Genomic DNA, 24,532 nt, shown 5'->3' with positions numbered 1-24,532 from the left:
GGCCGGCGATCGATGCGATCAGGCCGGCTTGTGCCATCCCGCTACGGAATCGTTCGCGGCGGGCACCTCTTCCACGAGCGACGTAAGCTGGCGGCCCGTATCGCGCCACGCGTCGAGGCCGCCGCGCAATGCGAGCGCATCGGTGAAGCCTGCATCGAGCAGGCGCTTGGCCATCAGCGCGGCCGTCACTTCGTTCGGGCACGAACAATACACGACGAATTTCTGCGTGAGCGGATAGCGCGCGACGATGTCGCCGATCTGGCGCTCGTCGGCGAACTGCGCACCGGGAATCGTGAACGGGTCGAGCTTGCGGTGCTCGGGCGAGCGGACGTCGAGCACCACCGGCGCGGCGGCGTCGCGCAGCAGCATGTCGAGCTCGTCGACGCCGATCCGCGCGTTCGCGAGCTGGCGGATCAGCGCACGGCGGCGCATCCAGCGCACGGCCGCATAGACCGCGAGCAGCGCGACGATGACCAGCAGCACCGCGCGGCCGAGCTGGCTCGCGCCGGCGAACAGCCAGTCGATCTGCCGGTAGAACAGGAGGCCGGCGCCCAGCCCGACGATCGTCCACAGCGCGGCGCCGAGCGCGTCGTAGCCGGCGAACGTGCGGTAGCGCGTGCCGAGCGCGCCGGCCATCGGCACCGACACGAGCGACAACCCCGGAATGAAGCGCGCGACCGCGAGCACGCGCACGCCGTAGCGGCCGAAGAAGCGCTCGGTCTTTTTCACGCAGGTATCGCGCGACAGCGACAGCCGGCAGATCGTCTTCAGCGTCGTGCCGCCGTAACGCCGCCCGGCGACGTACCAGACCGTGTCGCCGACCAGCGCGCCGAGCACCGACAGCGCCACGACCGTCACGAGTTGCGAGCCGATCATCGCCGGATGCATCGCGGACATCGCGCCGAACAGCACGAGCGTCGGCATCGCGGGCACCGGCAGGCCGATGGCCGCCGCGAGCACGTTGGCGAACACGAGAAGCGGCCCGTACTGGGCGACGAGGTCACGGAGCATGACGGCTGGCCGAAAAGGAAACGCGTGGGCAGGAAAGGCGGATGGGCCGATTATCGGCCTTTTTCAACGCAGCGGCGGGAATGATGCAAAGCGCCTGACGGCGGCAGGGGAATGTGGGTGAGCCGGCGCGTTGCACGCGGCTCACCGTTCGGAATCAGGAAGGCGTACGGGCGAGCGACGCGGCGCCGTGGTTTTCGCCGGGCAGCTCGGCGCCGTGCGAGCGGATCGCCGCGATCAGTTCGGCCGGGGTGATCTCGTAGCGAACCTCGCGGTGGATGCCGGGCTTGCGTTCGTCGACCTCGATCAGCAGCACGCTCTTGCCGTCGCCGGTCGCTTCGAGCCGGAGCGAGCGCAGTTCGCGGCCGTCGGCCGCGTCGTGTTCGGTGAGCAGGGTCATTGCCCCGGATGAGCCGGTAGTGCGCATCGAACCTATCCTCGTATCGTGTCGTGGATGCCGGAGCGGCAAGGATGTCTTTGTTGAATACGGCTTGACGCAGTTTAACGCGAACGGGCCGCGACACGGAGCATTTTCGTGGGCCGGAAATGAGGGCTACACCACCGATCCTTCTGATGTTTGAGCCGCGCCGGGCGGGCGTCTGCGCCGGATCGGCCCCGGCCGGAACCGGTACCCGAACGGCGTTCGCGGCCGCCCCGGCGCGGGCGGCGCGCGCCGCGCCGCGCGTCGCCGCGGTGGCGTCAGAAGCGGTCGGCGAGCCCCATCGCCGGGTCGCTGACCGAGTGGCGGCCGGTTTCGACGCGCCCGGCCACGCGGCGCGAGAAGCTCGCGTCGCTGTCGGCGGTGACGATGAAGTCGTACCAGTAGCCGGTCGAATCGAGCTTCCAGTGCAGTTCGGACTGATCGCCGGCGCGCACCGTGACGGTCCACGTGGTGCCGGTGCCATGGCCGTTGCCGTGACCGTGACCGTTTTCGTCGCCGTGGCCATGACCATGGTCGGCGCTTGCGCCGCGCCCGGACAGCGGCCCGTAGACCTGGTTCGACTTCACCGTGAAGCGCACCGTGCCGCCGCCGTCGTTGCGCAGCCGCAGGTGGAGGCTGCCGCTCGCGCCCGCATAGCCGACGCGCACTTCCGGGTGCGGCGCGCGCCCCCCGGCCAGGCGGCTCAGATCGCCGGTGAAGCGGCGGTGATAGCCGTTCGGGCCGAGCACCCACAGGTCATATTTACCGCCGTCGTCCGCGCGCGCGGCCCAGTCGCCATGCAGCGTCTTGCCCGGCTCGACGACGTAGCGCCGCGGAAGCCGGTCGAGGTGCAGCTTGTCGTAGACGTGAAACACGGCGGCCTCGCGGCCGGTGTTCGCGAACTTCAGCGTGACCGTGCCGGCGGCGGCATCGGCGCGCGCGCTCGCGTGCAGCTCGTACGGCAACGCGCGCGACGGGCGCACGCCGGTCGCCTGCGCGGGCAGCGCGGGCGTGGCGGGCGGCACGATCTTCGGCGCGGTTTGCTGCGCGGCGCTCAGCGCATCGGCCTGGCTTTTCGTCGTGCGGCCCGCGAGCGTCGGCAGCGGCTCGTCGTTCGGCGTGCGGAAGTTGAACGCGCTCGTCAGGTCGCCGCACACCGCGCGGCGGTACGCGCTGATCTGCGGCTCCGCGACGCCGAAGCGCTTCTCGAGGAAGCGCAGCGTCGACGTATGGTCGAACACCTGCGAGTTGACCCAGCCGCCGCGGCTCCACGGCGACACGATCCACATCGGCACGCGCGGGCCCGGGCCGTACGGACGGCCGTCGCTGGCCGGCTGGCTCGACGTGGCCGGCGTGAAGTCGTGGTACTCGACCGCGACGTCGGCGGCCGACAGCGTATGGCCGCCCGCGAGCGTGCCGTCGGCGTTGCGCGACGGCACGGCCGGCGACGGCATGTGGTCGAAGAAGCCGTCGTTCTCGTCGTAGTTGACCAGCAGCACGGTCTTGCTCCAGACCTCCGGGTTCGCCGTCAGCGCGTCGAGCACGGCCTGCACGTACCAGCCGCCCTGCGCGGGGCTCGACGGCCCCGGGTGCTCGCTGTACGCGGACGGCGGGATGATCCACGACACTTCCGGCAGCTTGCCGTCGCGGATGTCGTCGCGCAACGTTTCGAGAAAGCCGTATGGCATCGTGTTGCCGAACCCCTTCGCGAGCGGGCTCAGCGGATCGTCGATCGCCGGATCGTAGAACGCGCCGGCCGCCGTCACCGGCTGCGTGATGTCGGTCGACGCGACGTACGTGGGCCGGCGCGCGGCCGGCATCTGCTCGATCGCCGCGCGCCAGTGGCGGAAGCTCATCATCTCGTTGCAGCCGAAGTTGTCGATCAGGCTCTGGTAGACCTTCCAGCTCACGCCGGCCTGTTGCAGCCGGTCGGCATAGGTCGTCCAGGTCCAGCCCTGGCTCGACGGGCCGATGTCGTTGCCGCCGTTGAACTGGTTGTTCAGCGCAGCGATCTTCACGCGGCTGCCGTCGGCCGGGCTGATGCCGTTCGGGCCGTTGGTGCCGCTCCAGTAGAACAGGCGGTTCGCGATCGTGCCCGTGTGCATCCCGCAGTGGTAGTGGTCGCACAGCGTGAACGCATCGGCGAGCGCGCGCTGGAACGGCACTTCGGCCGCGTCGTAATAGCCCATCGACAGCGGCGTTTTCGTGTCGGGCCAGCGGTTCATCCGGCCGTGATCCCACGCGGCCTGCGCATCGGCCCATGCGTGCGGCGTGCCGCCCGCGCGCTGCGCGTTGCCCTGGCGCGCGTCGAGGTGATACGGCGTCACGGTCGCGGCGGCCGTCACCTTCGTGTACGACTGGTAGAACACGTCGCGACCGTTCGGCGACGGCACCGCGAAGCGGTCGCCATAGCCGCGCACGCCCTTGAACGTGCCGAAGTAGCTGTCGAACGCGCGGTTCTCCATCATCAGCAGCACGACGTGCTTCACGTCCTGGATGGTCCCCGTTTCGTGGAAGGCGGGAATGGCGAGCGCGCGGCGAATGCTCGGCGGAAACGCGGACAGCGCGGCGGCGGCGAGGCCGGAACCGGCGGTCTGCTGAAGGAATTTGCGGCGTGACGTCATGGCGTTCGGATCCTGTGAAGGTGGGAGCGTTCGTGAGTTCGTCTGGCGGTGCCCGGGTGTCGTCCCGCCACGGGACGGTCCGCGATGCATGCGCGTTCGGGGCGTCGGCCGCGTGTCGCGGCGGTGCGCGCATCGCGGCCGGCGCGGCGCTCAGTCTAGGGAGGCCGCATGACGTCGACGTGATGAAGAAATGACATCGCATGTCGCGAAAGCGACGTTGCATGCACAACGATACGTTCGAGCGCTTTGCGAGCTTGAAAACGGTAATAAATTACCGATCGCCGAGGGGCGGCCGGTCAGAATTTTCCGGATTCCGCGCGCGCGGCGCGAAGGCGTTTCGTTGCGGATGCAACCTGACGGACACGGCGTGACCCCGTGTTTCAAATGCGTGAAATCGGCTAAGCTCGATGCATTGCCGCGCGCGTGCGCGGTCCGCGCCATCGGCGCGACTTTTCGGACCCGGCCCACCCATGACCGATATCAGGATCCGGCACAGCGAGACGCACGACGTCGACGCGATCCGGCAGATCGCCGCGCACCCCGCGGTGTACATGAATACGTTGCTGCAGCCGTTTCCGTCGCTCGAAAAATGGCAGAAGCGGCTCGACGACATACGTGCGCACGGCGTGAGCCTCGTCGCCGAAATCGACGGCACGGTGGTCGGCCATCTCGGCCTGCGTCCCGAGCCGAATCCCCGCAGGCGGCACGCGGCGGCGCTCGGCATGATGGTCGACGCGGCCCGTCACGGGCATGGCATCGGCGGCCGGCTGCTCGCGGCCGCGATCGATCTCGCGGAGAACTGGCTGAACATCACGCGCGTCGAGCTGACCGTGTTCACCGACAACCGCGCGGCGATCGCGCTCTACGAGAAACACGGTTTCCGCATCGAGGGCGAATCGCCGGATTACGCATTGCGCGACGGCGTGCATGCGTCCGTGTATCACATGGCCCGGATCAGGGCGCGGCAATGAAGGGCCGGCCGTCGCGGACGTGACGGCACGCGCGGCCGTGCAGCCGCGCTGCCGCGCTGCCGCGCGTCATATTCAATCGAGAATTCGTTCGTTTTCCTTCCGCTGTATCCGTCGTATCGTCGAACGATTTGCCGGCCGATTCGGCCGGCTTCGCTTCTCCGTATCGATGCCTGCGCGGCGCGGCATGTCGGCCGGCTTCATCGTCATCGCTTCACGGCCCTCGTTGCGTGCGCGGCATCGCCCTGAAACCGTCTTTTTCAACGGAATCCGCTTCGATGAAAACCGTTCTCCGCAATCTCACCGCCGCCTGCCTGTTCGCCGCCGCCGGTGCGGCGCTTGCCGCTGCCACTCCCGCGGCCGCGCCGGCGGCGAGCGCATCGCCCGACGGTGCGCATCTGCCGCCCGGCATCGCGTGGCAACACGGCGACGTCGATGCCGCGTTCGCGCTCGCTAAGCGCGAGGGCAAGCCGCTGCTGCTGTACTGGGGCGCGGTATGGTGCCCGTCGTGCAACCAGGTGAAGTCGACGATCTTCAGCCAGCAGGCATTCAAGACGCGCTCGTCGTTCTTCGTGCCCGTGTATCTCGACGGCGATACCGAAAGCGCGCAGAAGCTCGGCGAGCGTTTCAAGGTGCACGGCTATCCGACGATGATCCTGTTCCGTCCCGACGGCACCGAAGTGACGCGGCTGCCGGGCGAGGCCGATCTCGACCGCTACATGCAGGCGCTGTCGCTCGGGATGACGGCCGCGCATCCGGTGCGGCAGACGCTCGCGACGGCGCTGAAGAACGGCGCGTCGCTGACGCCGGACGAATGGCGCCTGCTGGCCGACTATTCGTGGGATACCGACGGTGCGCTGCCGGTGCCGGCCGATCGTGTCGCCGAGACGCTGCAGTCGCTCGCGCAACGCGCACGGGCGGCTGGCGCGAAAGCCGAATCGGCGCGCTTCGCGTTGAAGTCGGCGGTGGTCGCCGCGTCGGACGACCCGACGCAGGCCGGTGCGCTCGACAAGGCTGCGCTGGCCGATTCGCTGCGCACGGTGCTGCACGATGCCGCGCTGTCGCGCGCCGATTCGGACGTGCTGGTCGCGGCCCCCGCGCGCGTGGTCGCGTATCTCGGTAGCGACGACGCGCAGCGCACCAAGTTGCGCGGCGCATACGACGCGGCGCTGGCGCGCCTGTCGACCGACACCACGCTATCGTCGATCGACCGGCTGATGGCGCTGCACGGCCGCGTGCTGCTCGCGCGCGGCGACGCGCGCAGCGGCACGTCGCCCGCCGCACCGGCGGCGCTGGCCGACACCGCACGCAAGCAGATCGCCGCGTCGGTGCAGGGCGCGGCGAACGCGTACGAGCGGCAGGCGCTCGTCAGCGAAGGCGCGGACACGCTGACCGACGCCGGCCTGTACGACGAATCGGATGCGTTGCTGAAGGCCGAGCTGCCGCGTTCGTCCACGCCGTACTACTTCATGTCGGGGCTGGCCGCGAACGCGAAGGCGCGCGGCGACAAGGCGGCCGCGCTCGACTGGTATCGCAAGGCGTACGACGCGGCGAGCGGGCCGGCGACGAAGCTGCGCTGGGGCGCGACTTACTTTGCGAATGCGGTGGAACTGGCGCCGAACGATTCGGCGCGCATCGAAGGGATTGCGGCCAGCGTGCTCGCACAGGCCGACAAGACCCGGGACGCGTTCTACGGCGCGAACCTGCGCGCGCTGACCAAGGTCGTCACGCAGTTGAACCGCTGGCGCGGCAGCGGCGCGCACGATGCGTCGGTCAGGTCGGTCGTCAAGCAGTTCGACGGCGTGTGCGGGAAGTTGCCGGCGGGCGATCCGCAGGCAGCGGCGTGCGCGAAGCTGATCCAGCCCGTGAAGGCGTAACGGCGCGTCGACGGATCGTCGAGCGGGCGGGGCGAACGATTACCGGCCCGACTCCGACGATGCGCCGCGGTCGCTGCCGTATCCGGCGTCGTGCTCGCGGGCAATTTTTGCTTCGGCCGATACGATGCTGGCCGGATAGAACCAGTCGCTCGACTGGAAGCCGGCCTGCTTGAGCGCCTTGACTTCGGCGTGGACCTGCGCGCGCGTGAGCGGCTGGTTCGACTGGGCCTGTGCGGCGAACGGGGCCGAGACGGCCAGGGCGATGGCAACGGCTTGGATCAGGCGCTTCATGATCGGGACCTCCACGATTCCGGTGATTCGCGGCGCTTCGTTCGTCGAAGCGCCGCGCGACGTTGGAACCAGTGTAGGCCGCGGCGGGCCCGGGAAAAATGCGATCGCGCCCAACGCAGTGTTTTGCTGCGGGTAACAATGGGCGCGTAAGGGGCGAGGTCGTGCAATGGCCCCGGGTAGCCGCCACGCGTGTGCAGGCGCGGCGGCGTGAATTTGACCTGATTCGGCGGGCAGGGAAATGAAGTCGGACCGGATGCGCATTCCGGAATTGATTCCGGCGCGCATGCGGTCCGATCTTGAAAGACGGGAAGGCGGCGCACGAAGCGCCGCCCTGATGCCAACGCTTACACGAGCCCCGTCGCGTAGTACACGGCGATCACGAAGAACACGGCGAGCGTCTTGATGACGGTGACCGCGAAGATGTCGCGATACGACTCGCGGTGCGTGAGGCCCGTGACCGCGAGCAGCGTGATGACCGCGCCGTTGTGCGGCAGCGTGTCCATGCCGCCGCTCGCCATCGCGACGACCCGGTGCAGCACGTCCATCGGGATGTTGGCGGCCTGCGCGCCCTTGATGAACAAGTCCGACATCGCGGCGAGCGCGATGCTCATGCCGCCCGACGCCGAGCCCGTGATGCCGGCGAGCGAGCTGACCGACACGGCTGCGTTGACGAGCGGGTTCGGGATGCTCTTCAGCGCATCGCTGACGACGAGGAAGCCCGGCAGCGCGGCGATCACGCCGCCGAAGCCGTATTCCGACGCGGTGTTCATCGCGGCGAGCAGCGCGCCGGCGACGGCGGCCTTCGAGCCGGCCGCGAAGCGGTCGCTGACGCGCTTGAATGCCGTCAGCACCACCAGCACGATACCGAGCAGCAGCGCGGCCTCGACCGACCAGATCGCGACGACGGTCTTGATCGACGTCGTGACCGGCGCGTGCACGCCCGGCAGCACTTCCGGCGCGACCGTGTACGACGCGGCGCCGTACCACTGCGGGATCAGCTTCGTGAACGCGAAGTTCGACACGCCGACGAGGATCAGCGGCAGGATCGCCAGCGCGGGGTGCGGCAGCGCCTTCGCCTCGACGCGTTCCGGCTCGTTGACGAGTGACGTGCCGTAGCCTTCGCCCTTCGCCATTGCCGAACGGCGCCGCCATTCGAGATACGCGAGGCCGACGACGATGATGAACAGCGAGCCGATCGTGCCGAGCGCGGGCGCGGCCCAGGCGGTCGTCTTGAAGAACGTGGTCGGGATGATGTTCTGGATCTGCGGCGTGCCGGGCAGCGAATCCATCGTGAACGAGAACGCGCCGAGGGCGATCGCGCCGGGCATCAGCCGTTTCGGGATGTTGCTCTGGCGATAGAGTTCGGCCGCGAACGGATAGACCGCGAACACCACGACGAACAGCGAGACGCCGCCATAGGTGAGCAGCGCGCACACCGCGACGATCACCGCATTCGCGCGCGAGCGGCCGATGTAGCGGATCGCCGCGTGAACGATCGACTCGGAGAACCCGGAGAGCTCGATCACCTTGCCGAACACGGCGCCGAGCATGAAGACCGGGAAATACAGTTTGACGAAGCCGACCATCTTCTCCATGAAGATGCCCGAGAAAACGGGTGCGACGGCGGCGGGTTCGGTCAGGAGCACCGCGCCGAGCGCGGCGATCGGCGCGAACAGGATCACGCTGTAGCCGCGATACGCGGCGAACATCAGGAACGCCAGCGCGGCGAGGACGATCACGAAAGACAAGGGAGTCTCCTAAAAGCTTGGAATGGCTTTGGTTGTTGTTCGATCGCGCGGTGCACCGCGGACCAACTCGGGTTGGTGCAGGTTTCGTGCCACCGGGCGCATTGCGCCGCCGGACATGGGCCCGCCGACGGCCGGCGGGCCCGCGCCGGCGTAAGTCTGACGATTCTACATAAAACGTCTCCATCGGGAGACGTTTCGGCCATCCGGCCGACCCTCGAAATCATGCAGGGCTTTCCCGGACAACGCATTGCGGGGTGTCTCCAGAGTGAGATAATCCGTCTCGTTCCAGAGACAATCTGGCCGACGATACATGGAGACGACGACACGATGATGAACGACTGGGCCCGCCTGCCCGTCAACTACGGCGACGTGCTGCGGCGCGCCGCCGAGTCGCTGTTCCGGACTTTCGAGGATTCGAGTGCGGGCACGGTGGTCGTCGATCGCGAGGCGCGCGTCGTGTGGATGAACGAGCGCTACGCCGCACGCTTCGGTTTCGCCGATCCGCAGCAGGCCGTCGGCCTCGACTGCGAGGCCGTGATTCCGAACAGCCTGATGCGCGAGGTCGTGTCGACCGGGCAGCCGATCCTGCTCGACATCATGGAGACGGGCCGCGAACCGCTCGTCGTCACGCGCCTGCCGTTGAAGAACGAGGCCGGCGAGACGGTGGGCGCGATCGGCTTCGCGCTGTTCGACCAGTTGAAGACGCTCACGCCGATTTTTTCCCGCTACGCGCAGCTTCAGCAGCAACTGATCGCGACGCAGCGCTCGCTCGCGCAGGCGCGCCGCGCGAAATACACGTTCGCGAGCTTCGTCGGCACGAGCGCCGCGAGCCTCGAGACCAAGCGCCAGGCGCGTCGCGCGGCGCAAGTCGATTCGCCGGTGCTGCTGCTCGGCGAGACGGGCACCGGCAAGGAACTGCTCGCCCACGCGATTCACGCGGCGTCGGCGCGTGCGCTCCAGCCGCTCGTGACCGTCAACGTCGCGGCGATTCCCGACACGCTGCTCGAAACCGAATTCTTCGGTGCGGCGCCCGGCGCGTACACCGGCGCCGATCGCAAGGGGCGCGTCGGCAAGTTCGAGCTGGCCGATCGCGGCACGCTCTTTCTCGACGAGATCGGCGACATGCCGCTGCCGTTGCAGGGCAAGCTGCTGCGCGTGCTGCAGGACAAGGAGTTCGAGCCGGTCGGCTCGAACCGGATCGTGCGGGCGGACGTGCGCATCATCGCCGCCACGTCGGCCGACCTGCCGGCGCTCGTGGCAGCCGGGCGTTTTCGCGCGGATCTCTATTACCGGCTGAACGTGCTGACGATCCACGCGCCGCCGCTGCGCGAACGCGCATCCGACATCGCGGCGCTCGTCTATGCGACGCTCGAGGAACTGGCGGCCCAGCACGGGCGCGCCGCGCACTGCGAGCTGACCGACGATGCATTGCGGATGCTGTGCGCGTATCCGTGGCCGGGCAACGTGCGCGAGTTGCGCAATACGCTCGAACGCGCGCTGATGCTGTCGGACCGTTCGGTGATCGATGCGCGCGCGCTCGCACCGTTTCTCGGGCCGGTGCGCATCTCGCCGGACGGTGCGGCGCCGGCGCAGCGGATTGCCGCGGTGCCGGCCGAGCAGCGCGCGGGCGACGCGTTGACGACATCCGGTGCGCCGGCCGTTTCGTATGCCGATGCACTGGCGGCGTGGGAGCGCCAGTTCCTGACCGATGCGCTGGCGGCTTGTGACGGGAAGGTCGTTGAAGCGGCCGCGCGCATCGGCATCGGCCGCGCGACGCTGTACAAGAAACTGGCGGCGCTCGGTATCGCCCGGTAGGCCGATCGGCGACGCCGATGCGGCCCGATGTAACGCATCGAACAGGAGTCACGATGAAGCAGATCGGCATCGCGGGGTGGCTGACCATGTTGCTGGCGGGCGCCGCACTCGCGCAGGCCGGCAACACCGACACGCCCGACGCGCCCGACACGCGGCGCAACTGGTACAACGATCCGTTCGTCGCGCTGTCGCGGGACGTGGCCGAATGCCCGTTGCCGCTCGGCCCGTGGATGACGCGCGCGGAGATGGCGGACGATGCGCACTACCGCGCCGAACGCGGCACGACCTGCTGGCTCGCCCATCGCTGCACGAAGCCGAACTCGTACATGTATGACGCGTCGATCGCCGATGCGGCGAAGGCGCACTTTGCCGGCTCCGATCGTCTGCGCAGCACGAGCCTGTGGATCACCGTGCAGCGACGTTTCATCTACGTCGAAGGATGCGCGGATACGGCATTCGATCGCCAGGCGCTGCAACGCGAATTCGAGGCGCTTCCGGACGTCGAGCAGGTTTTCATTCGCATCACCGACGATCCGCGCAAGCGCTTGCCGTACAAGGCGCGCGGGCAACCCGACCGCACGCCGGACTGACGGCCGAACGGCTGCCCATGGCATACTCGCGACATTCAAAAAAAGGTTGACGGGAACAACAATGAAACACATGCTTGCGTCGGTCTGTCGGTGGCCTCGGGCGGCCGTGATGCTGGTTCTGGTTGCCGGGCTCGGCGGGTGCGGTGGCGGTGCTCCGCTGTTCACTTCGGACGGGCGTCCGACCACGCAGGTGCAATGCACCGGCAGCGACTGGAGCAATTGCACGGACAATGCCCGGGCCATGTGCAACGGAGATTTCGACGTGATCCAGCAATCGACGGATGACGCCGTGCGAAATCTTCTCTTCGCATGCAAGAAGAAAAGCGGTTATTGATCCCGAAATGACCGGCTGAGGAGACCACGATCGGGCGAAGCGCTTTTCTGTTTGCTTGAGTCACTTGTTTTTCACGAATAACACTCACGGAGTCCCATCCATATGGCGACCTACAGGCAATTGACCGCGCAGCTCGAACGGCTTCAGCAAAAGATCGACAAGGAACGTGAAAAGGCGATCGCCGACGCGATTGCGACGATCCGCGCGAAAATCGACGAATACGACATCACGCCGGAAGAGCTCGGTTTTCGCCCGGCAGGAGCGGCCGCCGCTGCCGCCGCGAAGCCCAAGCGCACCTTGCCGCCGAAGTACCTGAACCCGAAGACGGGCGAAACCTGGAGTGGCCGCGGGCGGGCGCCGGCATGGCTCGGCAAGAATCGCGGACGTTTCCTGATCAAGGACTGACTCCCGAAAATCCTCACCTTTCGCGTGTCGACCGAAGGTGCGAATGGCCATGCGGCCTTCGCACCGTTTTGATTTTGCGCGCGCGTCATGCGATTTTCCCCGACGGATTGAAGTGCGCCGCCGCGCAATTAACGGATACCGTTTTGCGAATTTGCCGCGATCCGACTGCATATCGCGGGGAATTTCCATAAACACCCGCGTAATGGCGCAACGCACGCGCATTGGCATTCGCCATTTTCGCGGTGCATGCATGACGCGGATTTTCATCACCGTTCGCGTGGTGGCGCGGTATGTCGTGCGATTCCCGAAGATACTCACCATGGCTCCTGTAAATCCTCACCTTTGAGAAAGCGGCTGCAGCGTCGTGCCGCGTTGCGTGCATCATGCGAGCGGCGCTGCGATGCCGGGCCGCATGTGGTGCAGGCCCATGGTGCGGGCATTGACGTTCGTCGAATAGTCGGCCGTTCGGCATATAGGCAGTCGCGGGCGCTTCGCCTATGCTTGGAGTTCGCGTCGATCGGTGCATGGCCTGCCCGGCCGCATGCCGATCGTGTCGTCTTTCGTCACCGCAGGGAGCCGATGTGACCGTTCGCCATCTCGATGCGTTGTTCCAGCCCAGGTCCGTTGCGGTCGTCGGCGCGTCATCGCGCGCGGGCAGTATTGGCGCGATGGTGTGGTCACGCGTGCTCGACGGCGCGTTCCAGGGGCCCGTGTGGCCGGTCAACCCGAAATATCGCGAGCTGGACGGGCATGCGGTCGTCTCCGATGTCGACCGGTTGCCCGCGCCGCCGTCGGTTGCCGTGATCTGCACGCCGCCCGCGACCTGGGCCGGCATCGTGCGCAAGCTCGGCGAGCTCGGCACGCGCGTCGCGGTGATCGTCGGCGAGGCGCGCACCGATGCCGATCGCGCCGCGGTCGATCGTACGCTGAAGGCGGCGAAGCCGTTCGTGCTCCGTATCGTCGGGCCCGGCAGCCTGGGCGTGTTGTCGCCCGCGCGGCATGCGCATTTCGGCGCGCCTGCGTATACGGCGCGATCGGGCGGTGTCGCGTGGGTGTCGCAATCGAATGCGTTGACGAACGCGGTGCTTGGCTGGGCCGATGCGCGCGGCCTCGGCTTTTCGCATGTCGTCGCGCTCGGCAGCGAATCCGACGTCGATGCGGGCGACGTACTCGACTATCTGGCAAGCGACCCCGGCACGCGCGCGATCCTGCTCGAACTCGATACCGTGCGCGCGGCGCGCAAGTTCATGTCGGCCGCGCGCGCGGCCGCACGCAACAAGCCGGTGCTCGCGTTGCGCACCGGCCGGGCCGACCCTGGCGACGCGCTGTACACGGCGGCGTTCCAGCGCGCGGGCATGGTGCGTGTCGATGCGCTCGACGATCTGCTCGACGAAATCGAGACGCTCGGCGTCGGCCGTGTCACCGCGCGTGGGGCGGCGACGCTCGTGACGAGCGACGCGGGCGTGGCGAAACTCGCGGTCGATGCGGTGGCCGAGGTGCGCGACGTACTGACAAACTGGTCGCCCGCGGCAACGTCGGCCGTCGCGGCCGCGCTGCCGCATCTCGCGGCACCCGGCAACCCGCTCACGTTGGGCGACGATGCGCGCCCCGAGCATTTTGCCGAGGCGATCAAGGCGCTCGCTCCGTTTCCGCAGACGGGCACGCTGTTCGTCGTTCATTCGACTTCGCACAGCGCGCCGGCCGATCGGGTCGCGCGCACGCTGATCGACTCGCGGCAATACGCGCATCGCGGCATCCTCGCGTGTTTCTTCGGCGCGGTCGACGCGGCGACGCGCGACGCGCTGCACGCGAACGGCATTCCGGTGCATACGACGCCGCAGCGGCTCGCACGCGCGTATGCGCGTCTCGTCGACTACAACCTCGGGCGCCAACTGCTGATGCAGACGCCGGAAGGCACGCCGCTGCAGCCGGCCGAGTGCGTGGCATCGGCCCAGGCCGATGCGCGCCGCATGGTCGAAGCCGGTCAGCATGAACTGGCCGGCGAAGCCGCGCTGCGCTGGCTGTCCCGTTTCGGTCTGCAGGGCGAGCAGCCCGACGAGCCGGCCGGCAAGAAAATCGTCGATATCACGGTCGACATGTACGACGATTCGAACTTCGGTCCGGTGTTTCGCTATGCCGTGCCGCCGGCCGATGGCGTATCGGCGCCGTTCGTCGTCTACGGCCTGCCGCCGCTGAATACCGTGCTCGCCCGCGCGGTGATGGAGCGCTCGCCGTATGCGCGCAGCACGCCCGTCGAGCCCACGCTCGATGCGCTGACCGCGCTGTCGCAGGCCGTTTGCGACGTGCGTGAAGTCGTGGCGATGTCGGTCACGCTGCGCGTGCTGTCCGACCGCGCATGGGCAATCGCGCCGCGCATCACGCTGGCTTCGGGGCGCAGCCGGCTCGCGATCATGCCGTATCCGCGGCACCTCGAGCAGACGCTCGAGTGGCACGGCGAGACGGTGACGATCCGCCCGATCCGTCCGGAGGACGAAGCCGCGCACAACGAACTGCTCGGTGCGATGACGCCGGAAGATCTGCGGATGCGTTTCTTCGGCGCGGTGCGCAGCTTCGATCATTCGCAGGTGGCGCGCATGACGCAGATCGACTACGACCGCGAGATGGCTTTCATCGTGTCGTTTACCGATGTGTCCGGGCGCGACCACACGCTCGCGGTGGTGCGCGCGGTGGCCGATCCCGACAACGAGACGGCGGAGTTCGCGATCGCGGTGCGGCCCGACCAGAAGGGCAAGGGGCTCGGCCGGCTGATGATGACGCGCATCATCGACTACGCACGCTCGCGCGGCACCGCCTGGATGGTCGGCGAGGCGCTGCGCGAGAATTCGGCGATGATTTCGCTCGCGAAATCGTGCGGTTTCGAGGTGTCGACGACGGAGGAGCCCGGTGTCGTGGGTTTCAGGATGAAGTTGCAGCCGTAGGCGGCAGCCCGCGCCCCGACGCTGAAGGGTGAGCGCATGGCGTCGAGGCAGCAATGTTTCGCCATGCCGGAATTTCGATCAGGGATGCAAAGAAGTCGAAAAATCATCCCGGATGAAGCGCTTGCCAACGTGTCGAGCCTGTCGATCGCGGCGATATCGCGAGGCACGGATGAGGTCGGGAGATGCGCACCAGCGTGCTGCGATATTCGTCTTGCGCCGCCGTTTCAAGCGATGTGCTCGCAAATATTCGCGGCCATATGCCGGCCTCGCGGATTCATAGCCATCACGAAGGTGAGACAGGTGAGATTTTTCGGGAGCAGTGAGGGAGCTTTTCCGGGACAGCATGGTGAGCCGATACGGGAGCATTCGGTGAGCTTTCCCGGGAACGGCCGGTGAGCACCTGCGGGAGGTGCCGGTGAGCCTTTCCGGGACGCCTCGGTGAGCACGTGCGGGAGCAATCGGTGAGGATGTTCGGGAGGCGTCAGTCAGCGTCTCCGCGCGCCTTGGGTGAGGTTTTCCGGGAGGCGGTGGTGAGCGCTTGCAGGATGCCGAGGTGAGCTTTTTCGGGAGCATGCGAATGCACGGCTCCCGCAGGCGCGGCGCCGGCCGATGCCGGCGTCATGCGCGGGTGCAGGCACGCAGGAAGCGTGCCCGTGATGACATTCACGCGGTGAGTTTCGACGCCGCGTCGTTCACCTGATCGCGCGAAATCGCGAGTTCCTCGAGGTGCGGATCGGCATAGACGGCGCCGGTTTCGCGCTCGAGGCGGGCGATCGTCAGCGCACAGCGCGCGGTGTCTTTCGGCATCGCGATGAAGCGCTTGACCGATTCGCCGGACGTGAACGCGTCGAAGAGTGCGCCGCGCACGTCGTCCGGAAGCGTCTTGGTCCACTGGTACGGCTTGCCGTTGAAGGTGATCGACGGCGGTAGCGTGCGTTCCTTCTTGGTCGCCGTGATGAGCCCGTAAGTACGGGCCGCGTCGCCGATCTGCTCCGGCGAGAAGAGTTCGTCAGGCGTGATGTCGAACTGCTCGATGTAGTTCTCGATCGCCTGCATCGCGGCGGCGCGATCGTCGCGCTTCTTCTGTGCGCGCGCGACGATATCGCGCAGCTCGTCCGCTTCCTCGGGCGTGATCGTGAAGCTTGCCTGCTTCTGCTGAAGTTCGGAGAAACGCTGGAATTCTTGATCGTTCAGAAGTTTGGCCATGACATCCATCGGACACGACGGCCGCGACAACCGGCCGCCGTAGTTTTTGAGAGGGCCGCTATTCTAGCGTAGCGCCGCGGGCGCCCGATGCGACATCGCGCACCGGCCGCCGCACGGGCGTCGCGCGCAACCGGAGCCGGCGCCGCTTCGCGTTGCCCGGTGCGCGTTGCCGGCTATCCCGCGTGTCAGCAGGTCTCGGTGCGGCACATCGACAGATGGGCGGCCGTGTCGCGCAGTGCGCCGACGACCACGTCGACGGACGGCGCCATGTGCGCATCGATCCGGCGCATGTACGGGCAGGTCAGCACCGCGATTGCATGGCCGGCCGGCCCGAGGATCGGCACGGTCAGGTCGGTCACGCCGTACGCCTGGCGGCTGTCCTGGCGCAGATAGCCGGACTGCCGGATCGACTGGCACGCAGTCGCGAGCTCCTGTTCGTTCAGCGGCGCCTCGCCCTTGACCTTGCGGTGCTCGGCCAGCATGTGCGCGCGTTGCTCGGAGCCCTGGAACGCCAGCATCATGCGCCCCGACGCCGTATCGGCGAGCCCGACGCGCGAGCCGAGCCGGACCGACACGCCCCACGGCCCGGGCCCGTCCACCTGGGCGATCACGAGCAGGTTGCCGCGATCGTAGACGGACAGGTGGCACGACTGCTCCGCGGCATCGGCGAAGCGCTGCATCGGCGGCAGCGCCTCGGCGATCAGCCGGTTCATCGGCGGATGCCGGTGTGCAAGCGCGAACAGCTTGAGGCTGAGCGTGTAGCGATCGCCGCCGGTCGAACGCATCACGTAGCGGCGCGCGACGAGGCGTTCGAGCATCCGGTAGATTTCGCTCGCGTTACGGCCGAGCTCCTTCGTGATTTCGGTGCGGGTGAGTCCTTCCTTCTGCTCGGACAGGAGTTCGAGAATGTCGAGGCCCTTGTCGAGCGCGGGGGCGCGATAGCGTTCGATAGCGGCCATCGATTCCCGTGCGTCGCAGCCGGGAAGCGGGTCGTTGGTTGTCTGCATTGTCGGTGTGAGGTTGGGGGATTACTCGATCGATTGGCGACGCACGCTGGCCGGTTCTGCACGTGTAGAGGGCGGCCCCGCGGATGGCGATGAAAGCCATCCGTACGAGCTTAGCAATAAACATACAGTGTGCAATGCAGCGTCTTTTTACTGATCATTACCGGAAAAGAACGGATGGGCAAACGTTTCCGATGACAGGGCACCCCGAATAGCCAGTATTCACGCACCGATGGCCGGCGCCATTGCGAATGGCGGCCGAGCCACCGACGCCGGTGCAGCGCGTGCTGCGTCGCAGCGTCTGCGGGTGCACCAATAGTCGGTATCCGTCGCGCGTCATTTCACGGCGCGCGGCCGATGGTACAAAGGGTTGCAGGCCGGCGACGGCGCGGCCGCATGGGGCGGCACGCGTCGCGCGTGCCGGGCCGTCGTCGCCGATGCACGGACCGGCGGCTGCCCGTTCGATGCGCGCCGTCCTTCCGTATGGCGCCCCGATCGCTGCGCCCGCGCGACCCCCGCGCGTCGACGGCATGCCGCATGCGGCGCCGACGCGCGCAATCGACGATCGACCATCCGTCCGGTGCGCGGCTGCGGAAGGCCGCGCCGGCCGGTATGCTGTCCCATTCGACAACAGAGGTTAAGCACGATGAAACTGCTTCGCTATGGCCCGTCCGGCCAGGAAAAGCCCGGCATCCTCGACGCGGCCGGCCGGATTCGCGACCTGTCCGCACATGTACCGGATCTTGCCGGCGACGTGCTGTCCGACACCGGCCTCGCGCGGCTACGCGCGATCGATCCGGCCACGCTGCCGCTCGTGTCGGGCGAGCCGCGCATCGGCGCGTGCGTCGGGCGCGTCGGCAAGTTCATCGGCATCGGCCTGAACTATGCCGATCACGCGGCCGAAGCCGGGATGCCGGTGCCGAAGGAGCCGGTCGTGTTCGGCAAATGGACGAGTTCGATCTGCGGCCCGAACGACGGCATCGATATCCCGAAGGGCTCGGTGAAGACCGACTGGGAAGTCGAACTCGGCGTCGTGATCGGCGCGACATGCAAGGACGTCGACGAAGCGCGCGCGCTCGATTACGTCGCGGGCTACTGCGTCGTCAACGACGTGTCCGAGCGCGAATGGCAGATCGAACGCGGCGGCCAGTGGGACAAGGGCAAGGGTTTCGACACCTTCGGCCCGATCGGCCCGTGGCTCGTCACGCGCGACGAAGTGCCCGATCCGCAGCGTCTCGACCTGTGGCTCGACGTCGACGGCCATCGTTATCAGAACGGCAACACGCGCACGATGGTATTCACCGTCGCGCAACTGGTCGCCTATCTGTCGGCGTGCATGACGCTGCAGCCGGGCGACGTGATCACGACCGGTACGCCGCCGGGCGTCGGCATGGGCGTCAAGCCGTCGCCGGTGTTCCTGAAGGCCGGCCAGACGGTGCGCCTCGGGATCGAAGGGCTCGGCGAACAGTTGCAGCGCACACGCAACGCGCAATAAGCGCGTGCGCGGCGGGCGCTGGCCGGAGGGCGCAACCCGTCCGCGCGTGCCGGTCACGCGCTTCGACATGTCGGCCCGGCCGCCGTCGGTGGCGGCCGCGAACCGAACGACGATGCAGCCAGCGCACGCCCGTTATTAGCGTGAACAGGCCCTAAACCAACGGCCCGATTCCGCGCGATGCGGAATCGGGCCGTTGTCGCTCGTCGGCGTCCGCACGAAGCGGATCAAACGACGTTGTCCAGCTCGCAATGCGCTTCGAGCCGATATCCGTCGGGATCGACGACGAACGCCGCGTAATAGCCGGGGCCGTAGTGCTCGCGCTTGCCGGGCCCGCCGTTGTCCTTGCCACCGTGCTCGAGCGCGGCGCGGTAGAACGCATCGACCTCGGCCGGCGACGCGGCCTTGAACGACAGGTGCATCCCCGACTCGGGATCGGCGGCGACAGGGCGAGCCGCGTGCTGCAACCACAGCTCGGGCTCGGTCGCGCCGTACCCGATGGCGCTGTCGTCGCTATACAGACGCTTGTAGCCGAGTGCGCCGAGCGCGTTGTCGTAGAAGGTGCGGCTGCGGTCGACGTGGGCAACGCCGAATGAAAGGTGATCGATCATCTGTGGCTCCTTGAACGGAAGGGGACGTCAGTGCGGCAGACCTGCTCAAAGGCACCATGCCAGCCGCTTGTAGCGAAGCGCGCCGAGCGTGCTGTCGTCGTACGCGCGGCCGGCCGCGGTGTGGATAACGTCGAACGAAAGGCAATCGATCATCTGTGTCTCCTTGGATTGAAGGGGCGTCAGTGCAATCAACCTGTTTTTAACCACCATGCTGGTTATGTTAGAAATCGCTCGAGCGCTTGTCAACCGGCATGGTGGTTAGATACGATCGCGTCATGAACAAAATGCAACCTTCTGTCGCGACCGACTGCCTGGTCCCGGCGCCGCCCGATACGCTGAGCGTCGATTTCGCGAACACGCTGTACTGGCGCGGCAGCGATCCGCCGACGGAAACCTTCGCCACGATGGACGACCTCCTGGTGTGGTGCCGCGAGCGGGCCGGCGTGCCGGCCTGCCTGACCGACGCATGCCGCGTGCCCGACAAGGAGAAAGACAAGAGCGACGCGCCGCCGATGCTTGCGCGGGCGCTCGCATTGCGCGAGGCGCTGTACCGGCTGTTTCTTGCACAGGCGGAGCAACGCGAGCCGCAGCCCGACGATCTCGCGCTGCTCGGCGGCTTTCTGGCGCAAGCGTCGCCGCGCGTTGCGCTGGCGCGCGTCGATGGCCGCTATGCGTGGCGGGTCGACGCGTCGAGCGCGACGCTCGCGGGGTTGTTGAGCCCGGTGCTGTGGTCGGCGATCGACCTGCTCGGCGGCGCGCGGCTCGCGAAGGTCAAGCGCTGCGCGAACGATGCATGCCAGTGGCTGTTCATCGACGACAGCAAGAACGGCAGCCGCCGCTGGTGCTCGATGTCGTCGTGCGGCAATCGCGCGAAGGCGTATCGCCACTACCACAAGGCCGAATGACGGCGCGGCTGGCGCCGCCCGAACCTATTTCGCCGACAACTTGCGCCACAGCGTCGTCTTGCTGATGCCGAGCATCGCGCAGGCGCGGTCGCGGTCGCCGCCGCACGCGTCGAGCACCGCGCGGATCTCGTCGGCTTCCGCTCGACGACGGCGCGCCTGCAGGGTTTGCGCGTCGTCGGCGTCGGCCGCATCGGGCCGCGCGGCGAACAGCTCGGGCGCGATCACTTGCAGCGCGCCGGGTGCGAGCGCCGCGCACGGGGCAGCCGGATCGCTTTCGTCGACTTCCTCGGCCAGCTCGACCGCGATCCGCTCGACCACGTTCTGCAGTTCGCGCACGTTGCCCGGCCAGCGGTAGCGCGCGAGCGTCGCCTGCGTCGCGTCGAGCACGCGCAGTGCGTCGTCGGTGTCGCGCACGCGTTCGGCAAGACGCGGCTCGCGCCGCGCGGCCTGCACGAGCAGCGTCGCCGCGAGCGCGGGAATGTCGGCCGCGCGCTCGCGCAGCGGCGGCAGGCCGATGTTCAGGATGTTGAGCCGGTAATAGAGATCCGCGCGGAACGTGCCGGCCTCGACCGCCGCGAGCAGCGGCCGGTGCGTCGCGGCGATCACGCGCACGTCGATGCGGATCGGCTCGGTCGAGCCGAGGCGGATCACCTCGCGCTCCTGCAGCACGCGCAGCAGCCGGCTCTGCAACGACGGCGGCATCTCGCCGATCTCATCGAGAAACAGCGTGCCGCGGTGCGCGGCCTCGAACAGGCCGGTCTTGCCGCCGCGCCGCGCGCCGGTGAACGCGCCCTCCTCATAGCCGAACAGCTCGCTTTCGAGCAGCGCTTCCGGAAACGCGCCGCAGTTGACCGCGACGAACGGGTAGCTACGCCGCGCGGACAGCGCATGCAGGCTCTGCGCGATCATTTCCTTGCCGGTGCCGCTTTCGCCGAGCACGAGCACGGTCGCGTCGGATTTCGCGTAGCGGCGCACGAGGTCGCGCACGCGCGTCATCGGCGCCGAGGCGCCGACCACGTCGTCGAGCGCATAGCGCGCGGCGAACTGCTGCGTGGTCGGTTGCGAGCGCAACGCGCGATCGAGCCGTTCGACCGCGCGCGATTCCTGGAACGTCAGCACGCTGCCCGACGTGACGCCGCGATCGACGAGCGGCCCGCGATGCACGACGTAGCGCACGCCGCGCACGGTCGCGAGCGCGTCACCGTCCTCGCCACGGAGCGTGCGCAGCTCGGGCCGCAGGTCGACGAGCGCGCGGCCGACGGCCGCCGCGGGTTCGACTCCGAGCGCCGACGCGAGCCGCTCGTTGATCGCCTCGACGCGGCCGTGCGCATCGAGCGCGACCACGCCGTCGCGCAAGTGCTGCAGCAGCGTGTCGAGCCGCTGGCGGCGAAAAGCCTCGGCGTGCGTCGCATACGCGACTTCGAGCGCTGTTTCGACGGCCTTGCGCACCGACGCATGCGAATACAGGAACACCGCGCCCATGCCGGCGCTGGCCGCGAGATCGGTGACGAGGCCGGGGCCGACGATCGTCTCGATGCCGCGGTCGCGCAGGTCGTGCACGCAGGCTTCCGCTTCCTGCGCGGACTGATATGACGCAAACTGCACGTCGAGGCCGTATGCGGCGACGAAGCGGCGCACTTCGGGTGGCGTTTCGCCGGCGCTGACGAGCGCGATCCGCGCGGCGTCGCGCCGCGCGCGGGCGAGCGCCTGCATCACGTCGAAGCCGGTCGGCGACACGACCACCACCGGCACCTGCGCGCGCGTTTTCAGGAAGCCGCCGTTCGAGCCGGCCGCGACGATCACGTCGGGCCGCGCGGTGCCGGCTTCCGCGATGGCGCTCAGCGCATCTTCATAGGCACGCGTGACGATGCGCACGTCGGCGCGTTCGTCGAATTCGCCGGCGATCTCGCGAAACAGCTCGCGCAGCCGGCTGATGCCCATCGCCCAGATGCGCGGGCGCACCGTGCGGTCGGCCGGGCCGACGGGCTTGGTCGAAGAGAGGTCCATGACGGTCGATTATGCGCGTGCCATTTCATTTTTGAAACACCAAATTGCCGAATTGAAATCGACGGCCGATGCAACGCCCACGGCCGTTGCTTAAGAATCAGTGGGTTAGCGACATTCCGCAAGCTGGCCCGGTCCTTGCTGTTATCAGGCATTCCATCAGGAGGCCGTTCATGAGCAATACGCATCTTCAGAGCGCCGGCGCGAAGTTCCGCGCGGCAGTCGCGGCCGAGCAGCCGCTGCAGGTGGTCGGCGCGATCACCGCGTACGCGGCCAAGATGGCGCAGGCCGTCGGCTTCAAGGCCGTGTACCTGTCGGGCGGCGGCGTCGCCGCGAACTCGCTCGGCATCCCCGACCTCGGCATCAGCACGATGGAAGACGTGCTGATCGACGCGACCCGGATCACCAACGCGACCGACCTGCCGCTGCTGGTCGACATCGACACGGGCTGGGGCGGCGCATTCAACATCGCGCGCACGGTCCGCTCGTTCATCAACGCCGGCGTCGCGGCCGTGCACCTCGAGGACCAGGTCGGCCAGAAGCGTTGCGGCCATCGCCCGGGCAAGGAAGTCGTGCCGACCGAGGAGATGGTCGATCGCGTGAAGGCCGCGGTCGATGCGCGTACCGACGACCAGTTCGTGATCATGGCGCGCACCGACGCGGCCGCCGCGGAAGGGATCGACTCGGCGATCGAGCGCGCGGTCGCGTACGTCGAGGCCGGCGCGGACATGATCTTCCCGGAAGCGATGAAGACGCTCGACGACTACCGCCGTTTCAAGGCCGCGGTGAAGGTGCCGATCCTCGCGAACCTGACCGAATTCGGCTCGACGCCGCTGTTCACGCTGGACGAGCTGCGCGAGGCGAACGTCGACATCGCGCTGTACTGCTGCGGCGCGTATCGCGCGATGAACAAGGCCGCGCTGAACTTCTACGAAACGCTGCGCCGCGACGGCACGCAGAAGGCGGTCGTGCCGACGATGCAGACGCGCGCCGAGCTGTACGACTTCCTCGGCTATCACGAATACGAACGCAAGCTCGACGAACTGTTCGCGCAGGGCAGGAAGTAACGCGGCCCGCACCCCCGATACCCATTGGAGAAGGAAAACATGAGCGAGACGAAAGACGCAGCAGCACCGGCCGCCGCAGGCGCATTCAAGCCGAAGAAGTCGGTGGCGCTGTCGGGCGTGACGGCCGGCAACACCGCGCTGTGCACGGTCGGCAAGACCGGCAACGATCTGCACTACCGCGGCTACGACATTCTCGACGTCGCCGAATCGTGCGAATTCGAGGAAATCGCGCACCTGCTCGTGCATGGCACGCTGCCGAACCTGACCGAACTGGCCGCGTACAAGACCAAGCTGCGCGCGCTGCGCGGCCTGCCGAGCGCGCTGAAGGCCGCGCTCGAACAGATCCCGGCGTCGGCCCACCCGATGGACGTGATGCGCACCGGCGTGTCGGTGCTCGGCACCGTGCTGCCGGAGAAGGACGACCACAACCTGCCGGGCGCGCGCGACATCGCCGATCGCCTGATGGCGTCGCTCGGCTCGATGCTGCTGTACTGGTATCACTTCTCGCACAACGGCAAGCGCATCGAGACGGAAACCGACGACGACTCGATCGGCGGCCACTTCCTGCACCTGCTGCACGGCAAGGCGCCGTCGAAGTCGTGGGTCGAGGCGATGCACACGTCGCTGATCCTGTACGCGGAGCACGAATTCAACGCGTCGACGTTCACGGGCCGCGTGATCGCGGGCACGGGCTCGGACATCTACTCGGCGATCACCGGCGCGATCGGCGCGCTGCGCGGGCCGAAGCACGGCGGCGCGAACGAAGTCGCGTACGAGATCCAGAGCCGCTACAGCTCGCCGGACGACGCCGAAGCCGACATCCGCCGCCGCGTCGAGAGCAAGGAAGTCGTGATCGGCTTCGGCCACCCCGTCTACACGATCTCCGATCCGCGCAACAAGGTGATCAAGGGCGTCGCGCACAAGCTGTCGAAGGAAGCGGGCGACCTGAGGCTGTACGACATCGCCGAGCGCCTCGAATCGGTGATGTGGGACGCGAAGAAGATGTTCCCGAACCTCGACTGGTTCAGCGCGGTGTCGTATCACATGATGGGCGTGCCGACCGCGATGTTCACGCCGCTGTTCGTGATCTCGCGCACGTCGGGCTGGAGCGCGCACATCATCGAGCAGCGCATCGACAACAAGATCATCCGCCCGAGCGCGAACTACACGGGCCCGGAAGACCTGCAGTTCGTGCCGATCGAGAAGCGCTGAAACGCCCGCCG

20 protein-coding genes are annotated in these 24,532 nt (G+C 67.8%); 11 read left to right on the top strand and 9 right to left on the bottom strand.

The annotated features are described in order from the left end of the window. Nucleotides 1-18 precede the first annotated feature (18 nt). From CFB52_RS27900 to CFB52_RS27890, 3 genes are all read right to left on the bottom strand, one after another. Nucleotides 19-1,011 carry a DedA family protein/thiosulfate sulfurtransferase GlpE gene (locus tag CFB52_RS27900; protein WP_099318050.1) on the bottom strand — a complete coding sequence of 331 codons (993 nt, stop codon included), beginning with the start codon at nt 1,009-1,011 and terminating at the stop codon, nt 19-21. 154 nt (nt 1,012-1,165) lie between these two features. Further along, nucleotides 1,166-1,435, bottom strand: a complete 270-nt coding sequence (locus CFB52_RS27895) for a hypothetical protein (protein WP_059581751.1) — start codon at nt 1,433-1,435, stop codon at nt 1,166-1,168. 272 nt (nt 1,436-1,707) lie between these two features. Beyond that, nucleotides 1,708-4,053, bottom strand: coding sequence for a phosphocholine-specific phospholipase C (locus CFB52_RS27890; protein ID WP_099318049.1), 2,346 nt, complete (start codon nt 4,051-4,053; stop codon nt 1,708-1,710). Nucleotides 4,054-4,523: 470 nt separating this feature from the next. Between CFB52_RS27890 and CFB52_RS27880 the strand changes: the two genes are divergently transcribed. Together CFB52_RS27880 and CFB52_RS27875 are read left to right on the top strand one after the other, a co-directional pair. Then, nucleotides 4,524-5,024, top strand: a complete 501-nt coding sequence (locus CFB52_RS27880; RefSeq protein WP_059581756.1) for a GNAT family N-acetyltransferase — start codon at nt 4,524-4,526, stop codon at nt 5,022-5,024. A gap of 275 nt (nt 5,025-5,299) precedes the next feature. After that, on the top strand, nt 5,300-6,898 hold the full coding sequence (locus tag CFB52_RS27875; RefSeq protein WP_099318048.1) for a thioredoxin family protein: 1,599 nt from the start codon (nt 5,300-5,302) through the stop codon (nt 6,896-6,898). 39 nt (nt 6,899-6,937) lie between these two features. Here the strand turns inward: CFB52_RS27875 and CFB52_RS27870 are convergent, their stop codons facing one another. Together CFB52_RS27870 and CFB52_RS27865 are read right to left on the bottom strand one after the other, a co-directional pair. Further along, complete coding sequence (locus CFB52_RS27870; protein ID WP_011694888.1) at nt 6,938-7,189, bottom strand: DUF4148 domain-containing protein; 252 nt, start codon at nt 7,187-7,189, stop codon at nt 6,938-6,940. Between the two features lie 344 nt (nt 7,190-7,533). Continuing rightward, complete coding sequence (locus tag CFB52_RS27865) at nt 7,534-8,937, bottom strand: GntP family permease (RefSeq protein WP_059581760.1); 1,404 nt, start codon at nt 8,935-8,937, stop codon at nt 7,534-7,536. A 327-nt stretch (nt 8,938-9,264) separates the two neighbouring features. On the opposite strand from CFB52_RS27865, the gene CFB52_RS27860 reads away from it, so the two are divergent. The 5 genes from CFB52_RS27860 (at nt 9,265) to CFB52_RS27840 (ending at nt 15,020) form a co-directional block, all read left to right on the top strand. Further along, on the top strand, nt 9,265-10,752 hold the full coding sequence (locus tag CFB52_RS27860) for a sigma-54-dependent Fis family transcriptional regulator (RefSeq protein WP_059581763.1): 1,488 nt from the start codon (nt 9,265-9,267) through the stop codon (nt 10,750-10,752). A 53-nt stretch (nt 10,753-10,805) separates the two neighbouring features. Further along, complete coding sequence (locus CFB52_RS27855) at nt 10,806-11,342, top strand: BON domain-containing protein (protein WP_099318047.1); 537 nt, start codon at nt 10,806-10,808, stop codon at nt 11,340-11,342. A 61-nt stretch (nt 11,343-11,403) separates the two neighbouring features. Further along, a complete protein-coding gene (locus CFB52_RS27850; RefSeq protein ID WP_059608900.1) occupies nt 11,404-11,676 on the top strand; it encodes a hypothetical protein in 273 nt (90 codons plus the stop codon). 102 nt (nt 11,677-11,778) lie between these two features. Then, nucleotides 11,779-12,081: an H-NS family nucleoid-associated regulatory protein gene (locus CFB52_RS27845; RefSeq protein ID WP_099318046.1), complete on the top strand. Its 303-nt coding sequence runs from the start codon at nt 11,779-11,781 to the stop codon at nt 12,079-12,081. A 581-nt stretch (nt 12,082-12,662) separates the two neighbouring features. Beyond that, nucleotides 12,663-15,020, top strand: coding sequence for a GNAT family N-acetyltransferase (locus CFB52_RS27840; protein ID WP_099318045.1), 2,358 nt, complete (start codon nt 12,663-12,665; stop codon nt 15,018-15,020). 663 nt (nt 15,021-15,683) lie between these two features. Here the strand turns inward: CFB52_RS27840 and CFB52_RS27835 are convergent. Together CFB52_RS27835 and CFB52_RS27830 are read right to left on the bottom strand one after the other, a co-directional pair. Then, on the bottom strand, nt 15,684-16,235 hold the full coding sequence (locus CFB52_RS27835; protein WP_059581772.1) for a hypothetical protein: 552 nt from the start codon (nt 16,233-16,235) through the stop codon (nt 15,684-15,686). Nucleotides 16,236-16,411: 176 nt separating this feature from the next. Next, entirely contained in the window at nt 16,412-17,233 is an 822-nt protein-coding gene (locus CFB52_RS27830; RefSeq protein WP_060968222.1) for an IclR family transcriptional regulator, read from the bottom strand. 643 nt (nt 17,234-17,876) lie between these two features. Between CFB52_RS27830 and CFB52_RS27820 the strand changes: the two genes are divergently transcribed. Next, nucleotides 17,877-18,725, top strand: coding sequence for an ureidoglycolate lyase (locus tag CFB52_RS27820; protein WP_059644333.1), 849 nt, complete (start codon nt 17,877-17,879; stop codon nt 18,723-18,725). A 224-nt stretch (nt 18,726-18,949) separates the two neighbouring features. Here the strand turns inward: CFB52_RS27820 and CFB52_RS27815 are convergent, their stop codons facing one another. Further along, a complete protein-coding gene (locus CFB52_RS27815; protein ID WP_059581780.1) occupies nt 18,950-19,333 on the bottom strand; it encodes a VOC family protein in 384 nt (127 codons plus the stop codon). Nucleotides 19,334-19,608: 275 nt separating this feature from the next. On the opposite strand from CFB52_RS27815, the gene CFB52_RS27810 reads away from it, so the two are divergent. Further along, nucleotides 19,609-20,238 (top strand): ABATE domain-containing protein, encoded by a 630-nt coding sequence (locus tag CFB52_RS27810; RefSeq protein WP_226093802.1) that lies wholly within the window; start codon nt 19,609-19,611, stop codon nt 20,236-20,238. Between the two features lie 24 nt (nt 20,239-20,262). On the opposite strand, the gene prpR is transcribed toward CFB52_RS27810, so the two are convergent. Then, entirely contained in the window at nt 20,263-22,245 is a 1,983-nt protein-coding gene (gene prpR, locus CFB52_RS27805; RefSeq protein ID WP_059644326.1) for a propionate catabolism operon regulatory protein PrpR, read from the bottom strand. A gap of 170 nt (nt 22,246-22,415) precedes the next feature. On the opposite strand from prpR, the gene prpB reads away from it, so the two are divergent. Next, nucleotides 22,416-23,309 (top strand): methylisocitrate lyase, encoded by an 894-nt coding sequence (gene prpB, locus CFB52_RS27800; RefSeq protein WP_059581788.1) that lies wholly within the window; start codon nt 22,416-22,418, stop codon nt 23,307-23,309. A gap of 39 nt (nt 23,310-23,348) precedes the next feature. Then, nucleotides 23,349-24,521: a 2-methylcitrate synthase gene (gene prpC, locus CFB52_RS27795; protein ID WP_099318044.1), complete on the top strand. Its 1,173-nt coding sequence runs from the start codon at nt 23,349-23,351 to the stop codon at nt 24,519-24,521. The last annotated feature ends 11 nt before the right edge of the window (nt 24,522-24,532 follow it).

It is taken from the genome of Burkholderia sp. AU18528 (assembly GCF_002223215.2).
In the GTDB taxonomy this organism is placed as follows: domain Bacteria; phylum Pseudomonadota; class Gammaproteobacteria; order Burkholderiales; family Burkholderiaceae; genus Burkholderia; species Burkholderia semiarida.
This window is presented reverse-complemented; position numbering and strand designations above follow the sequence as displayed.

What these genes read in the sequence shown, in the direction of transcription:
- CFB52_RS27860 (WP_059581763.1), top strand. Translation starts at nt 9,265, where the DNA reads ATGATGAACGACTGGGCCCGCCTGCCCGTCAACTACGGCGACGTGCTG.
- CFB52_RS27830 (WP_060968222.1), bottom strand. Translation starts at nt 17,233, where the DNA reads ATGCAGACAACCAACGACCCGCTTCCCGGCTGCGACGCACGGGAATCG.
- CFB52_RS27845 (WP_099318046.1), top strand. Translation starts at nt 11,779, where the DNA reads ATGGCGACCTACAGGCAATTGACCGCGCAGCTCGAACGGCTTCAGCAA.
- CFB52_RS27810 (WP_226093802.1), top strand. Translation starts at nt 19,609, where the DNA reads ATGAACAAAATGCAACCTTCTGTCGCGACCGACTGCCTGGTCCCGGCG.
- CFB52_RS27890 (WP_099318049.1), bottom strand. Translation starts at nt 4,053, where the DNA reads ATGACGTCACGCCGCAAATTCCTTCAGCAGACCGCCGGTTCCGGCCTC.
- CFB52_RS27875 (WP_099318048.1), top strand. Translation starts at nt 5,300, where the DNA reads ATGAAAACCGTTCTCCGCAATCTCACCGCCGCCTGCCTGTTCGCCGCC.
- CFB52_RS27880 (WP_059581756.1), top strand. Translation starts at nt 4,524, where the DNA reads ATGACCGATATCAGGATCCGGCACAGCGAGACGCACGACGTCGACGCG.
- prpR (WP_059644326.1), bottom strand. Translation starts at nt 22,245, where the DNA reads ATGGACCTCTCTTCGACCAAGCCCGTCGGCCCGGCCGACCGCACGGTG.
- prpC (WP_099318044.1), top strand. Translation starts at nt 23,349, where the DNA reads ATGAGCGAGACGAAAGACGCAGCAGCACCGGCCGCCGCAGGCGCATTC.
- CFB52_RS27850 (WP_059608900.1), top strand. Translation starts at nt 11,404, where the DNA reads ATGAAACACATGCTTGCGTCGGTCTGTCGGTGGCCTCGGGCGGCCGTG.
- CFB52_RS27820 (WP_059644333.1), top strand. Translation starts at nt 17,877, where the DNA reads ATGAAACTGCTTCGCTATGGCCCGTCCGGCCAGGAAAAGCCCGGCATC.
- CFB52_RS27870 (WP_011694888.1), bottom strand. Translation starts at nt 7,189, where the DNA reads ATGAAGCGCCTGATCCAAGCCGTTGCCATCGCCCTGGCCGTCTCGGCC.
- CFB52_RS27855 (WP_099318047.1), top strand. Translation starts at nt 10,806, where the DNA reads ATGAAGCAGATCGGCATCGCGGGGTGGCTGACCATGTTGCTGGCGGGC.
- CFB52_RS27815 (WP_059581780.1), bottom strand. Translation starts at nt 19,333, where the DNA reads ATGATCGATCACCTTTCATTCGGCGTTGCCCACGTCGACCGCAGCCGC.
- CFB52_RS27895 (WP_059581751.1), bottom strand. Translation starts at nt 1,435, where the DNA reads ATGCGCACTACCGGCTCATCCGGGGCAATGACCCTGCTCACCGAACAC.
- prpB (WP_059581788.1), top strand. Translation starts at nt 22,416, where the DNA reads ATGAGCAATACGCATCTTCAGAGCGCCGGCGCGAAGTTCCGCGCGGCA.
- CFB52_RS27900 (WP_099318050.1), bottom strand. Translation starts at nt 1,011, where the DNA reads ATGCTCCGTGACCTCGTCGCCCAGTACGGGCCGCTTCTCGTGTTCGCC.
- CFB52_RS27835 (WP_059581772.1), bottom strand. Translation starts at nt 16,235, where the DNA reads ATGGATGTCATGGCCAAACTTCTGAACGATCAAGAATTCCAGCGTTTC.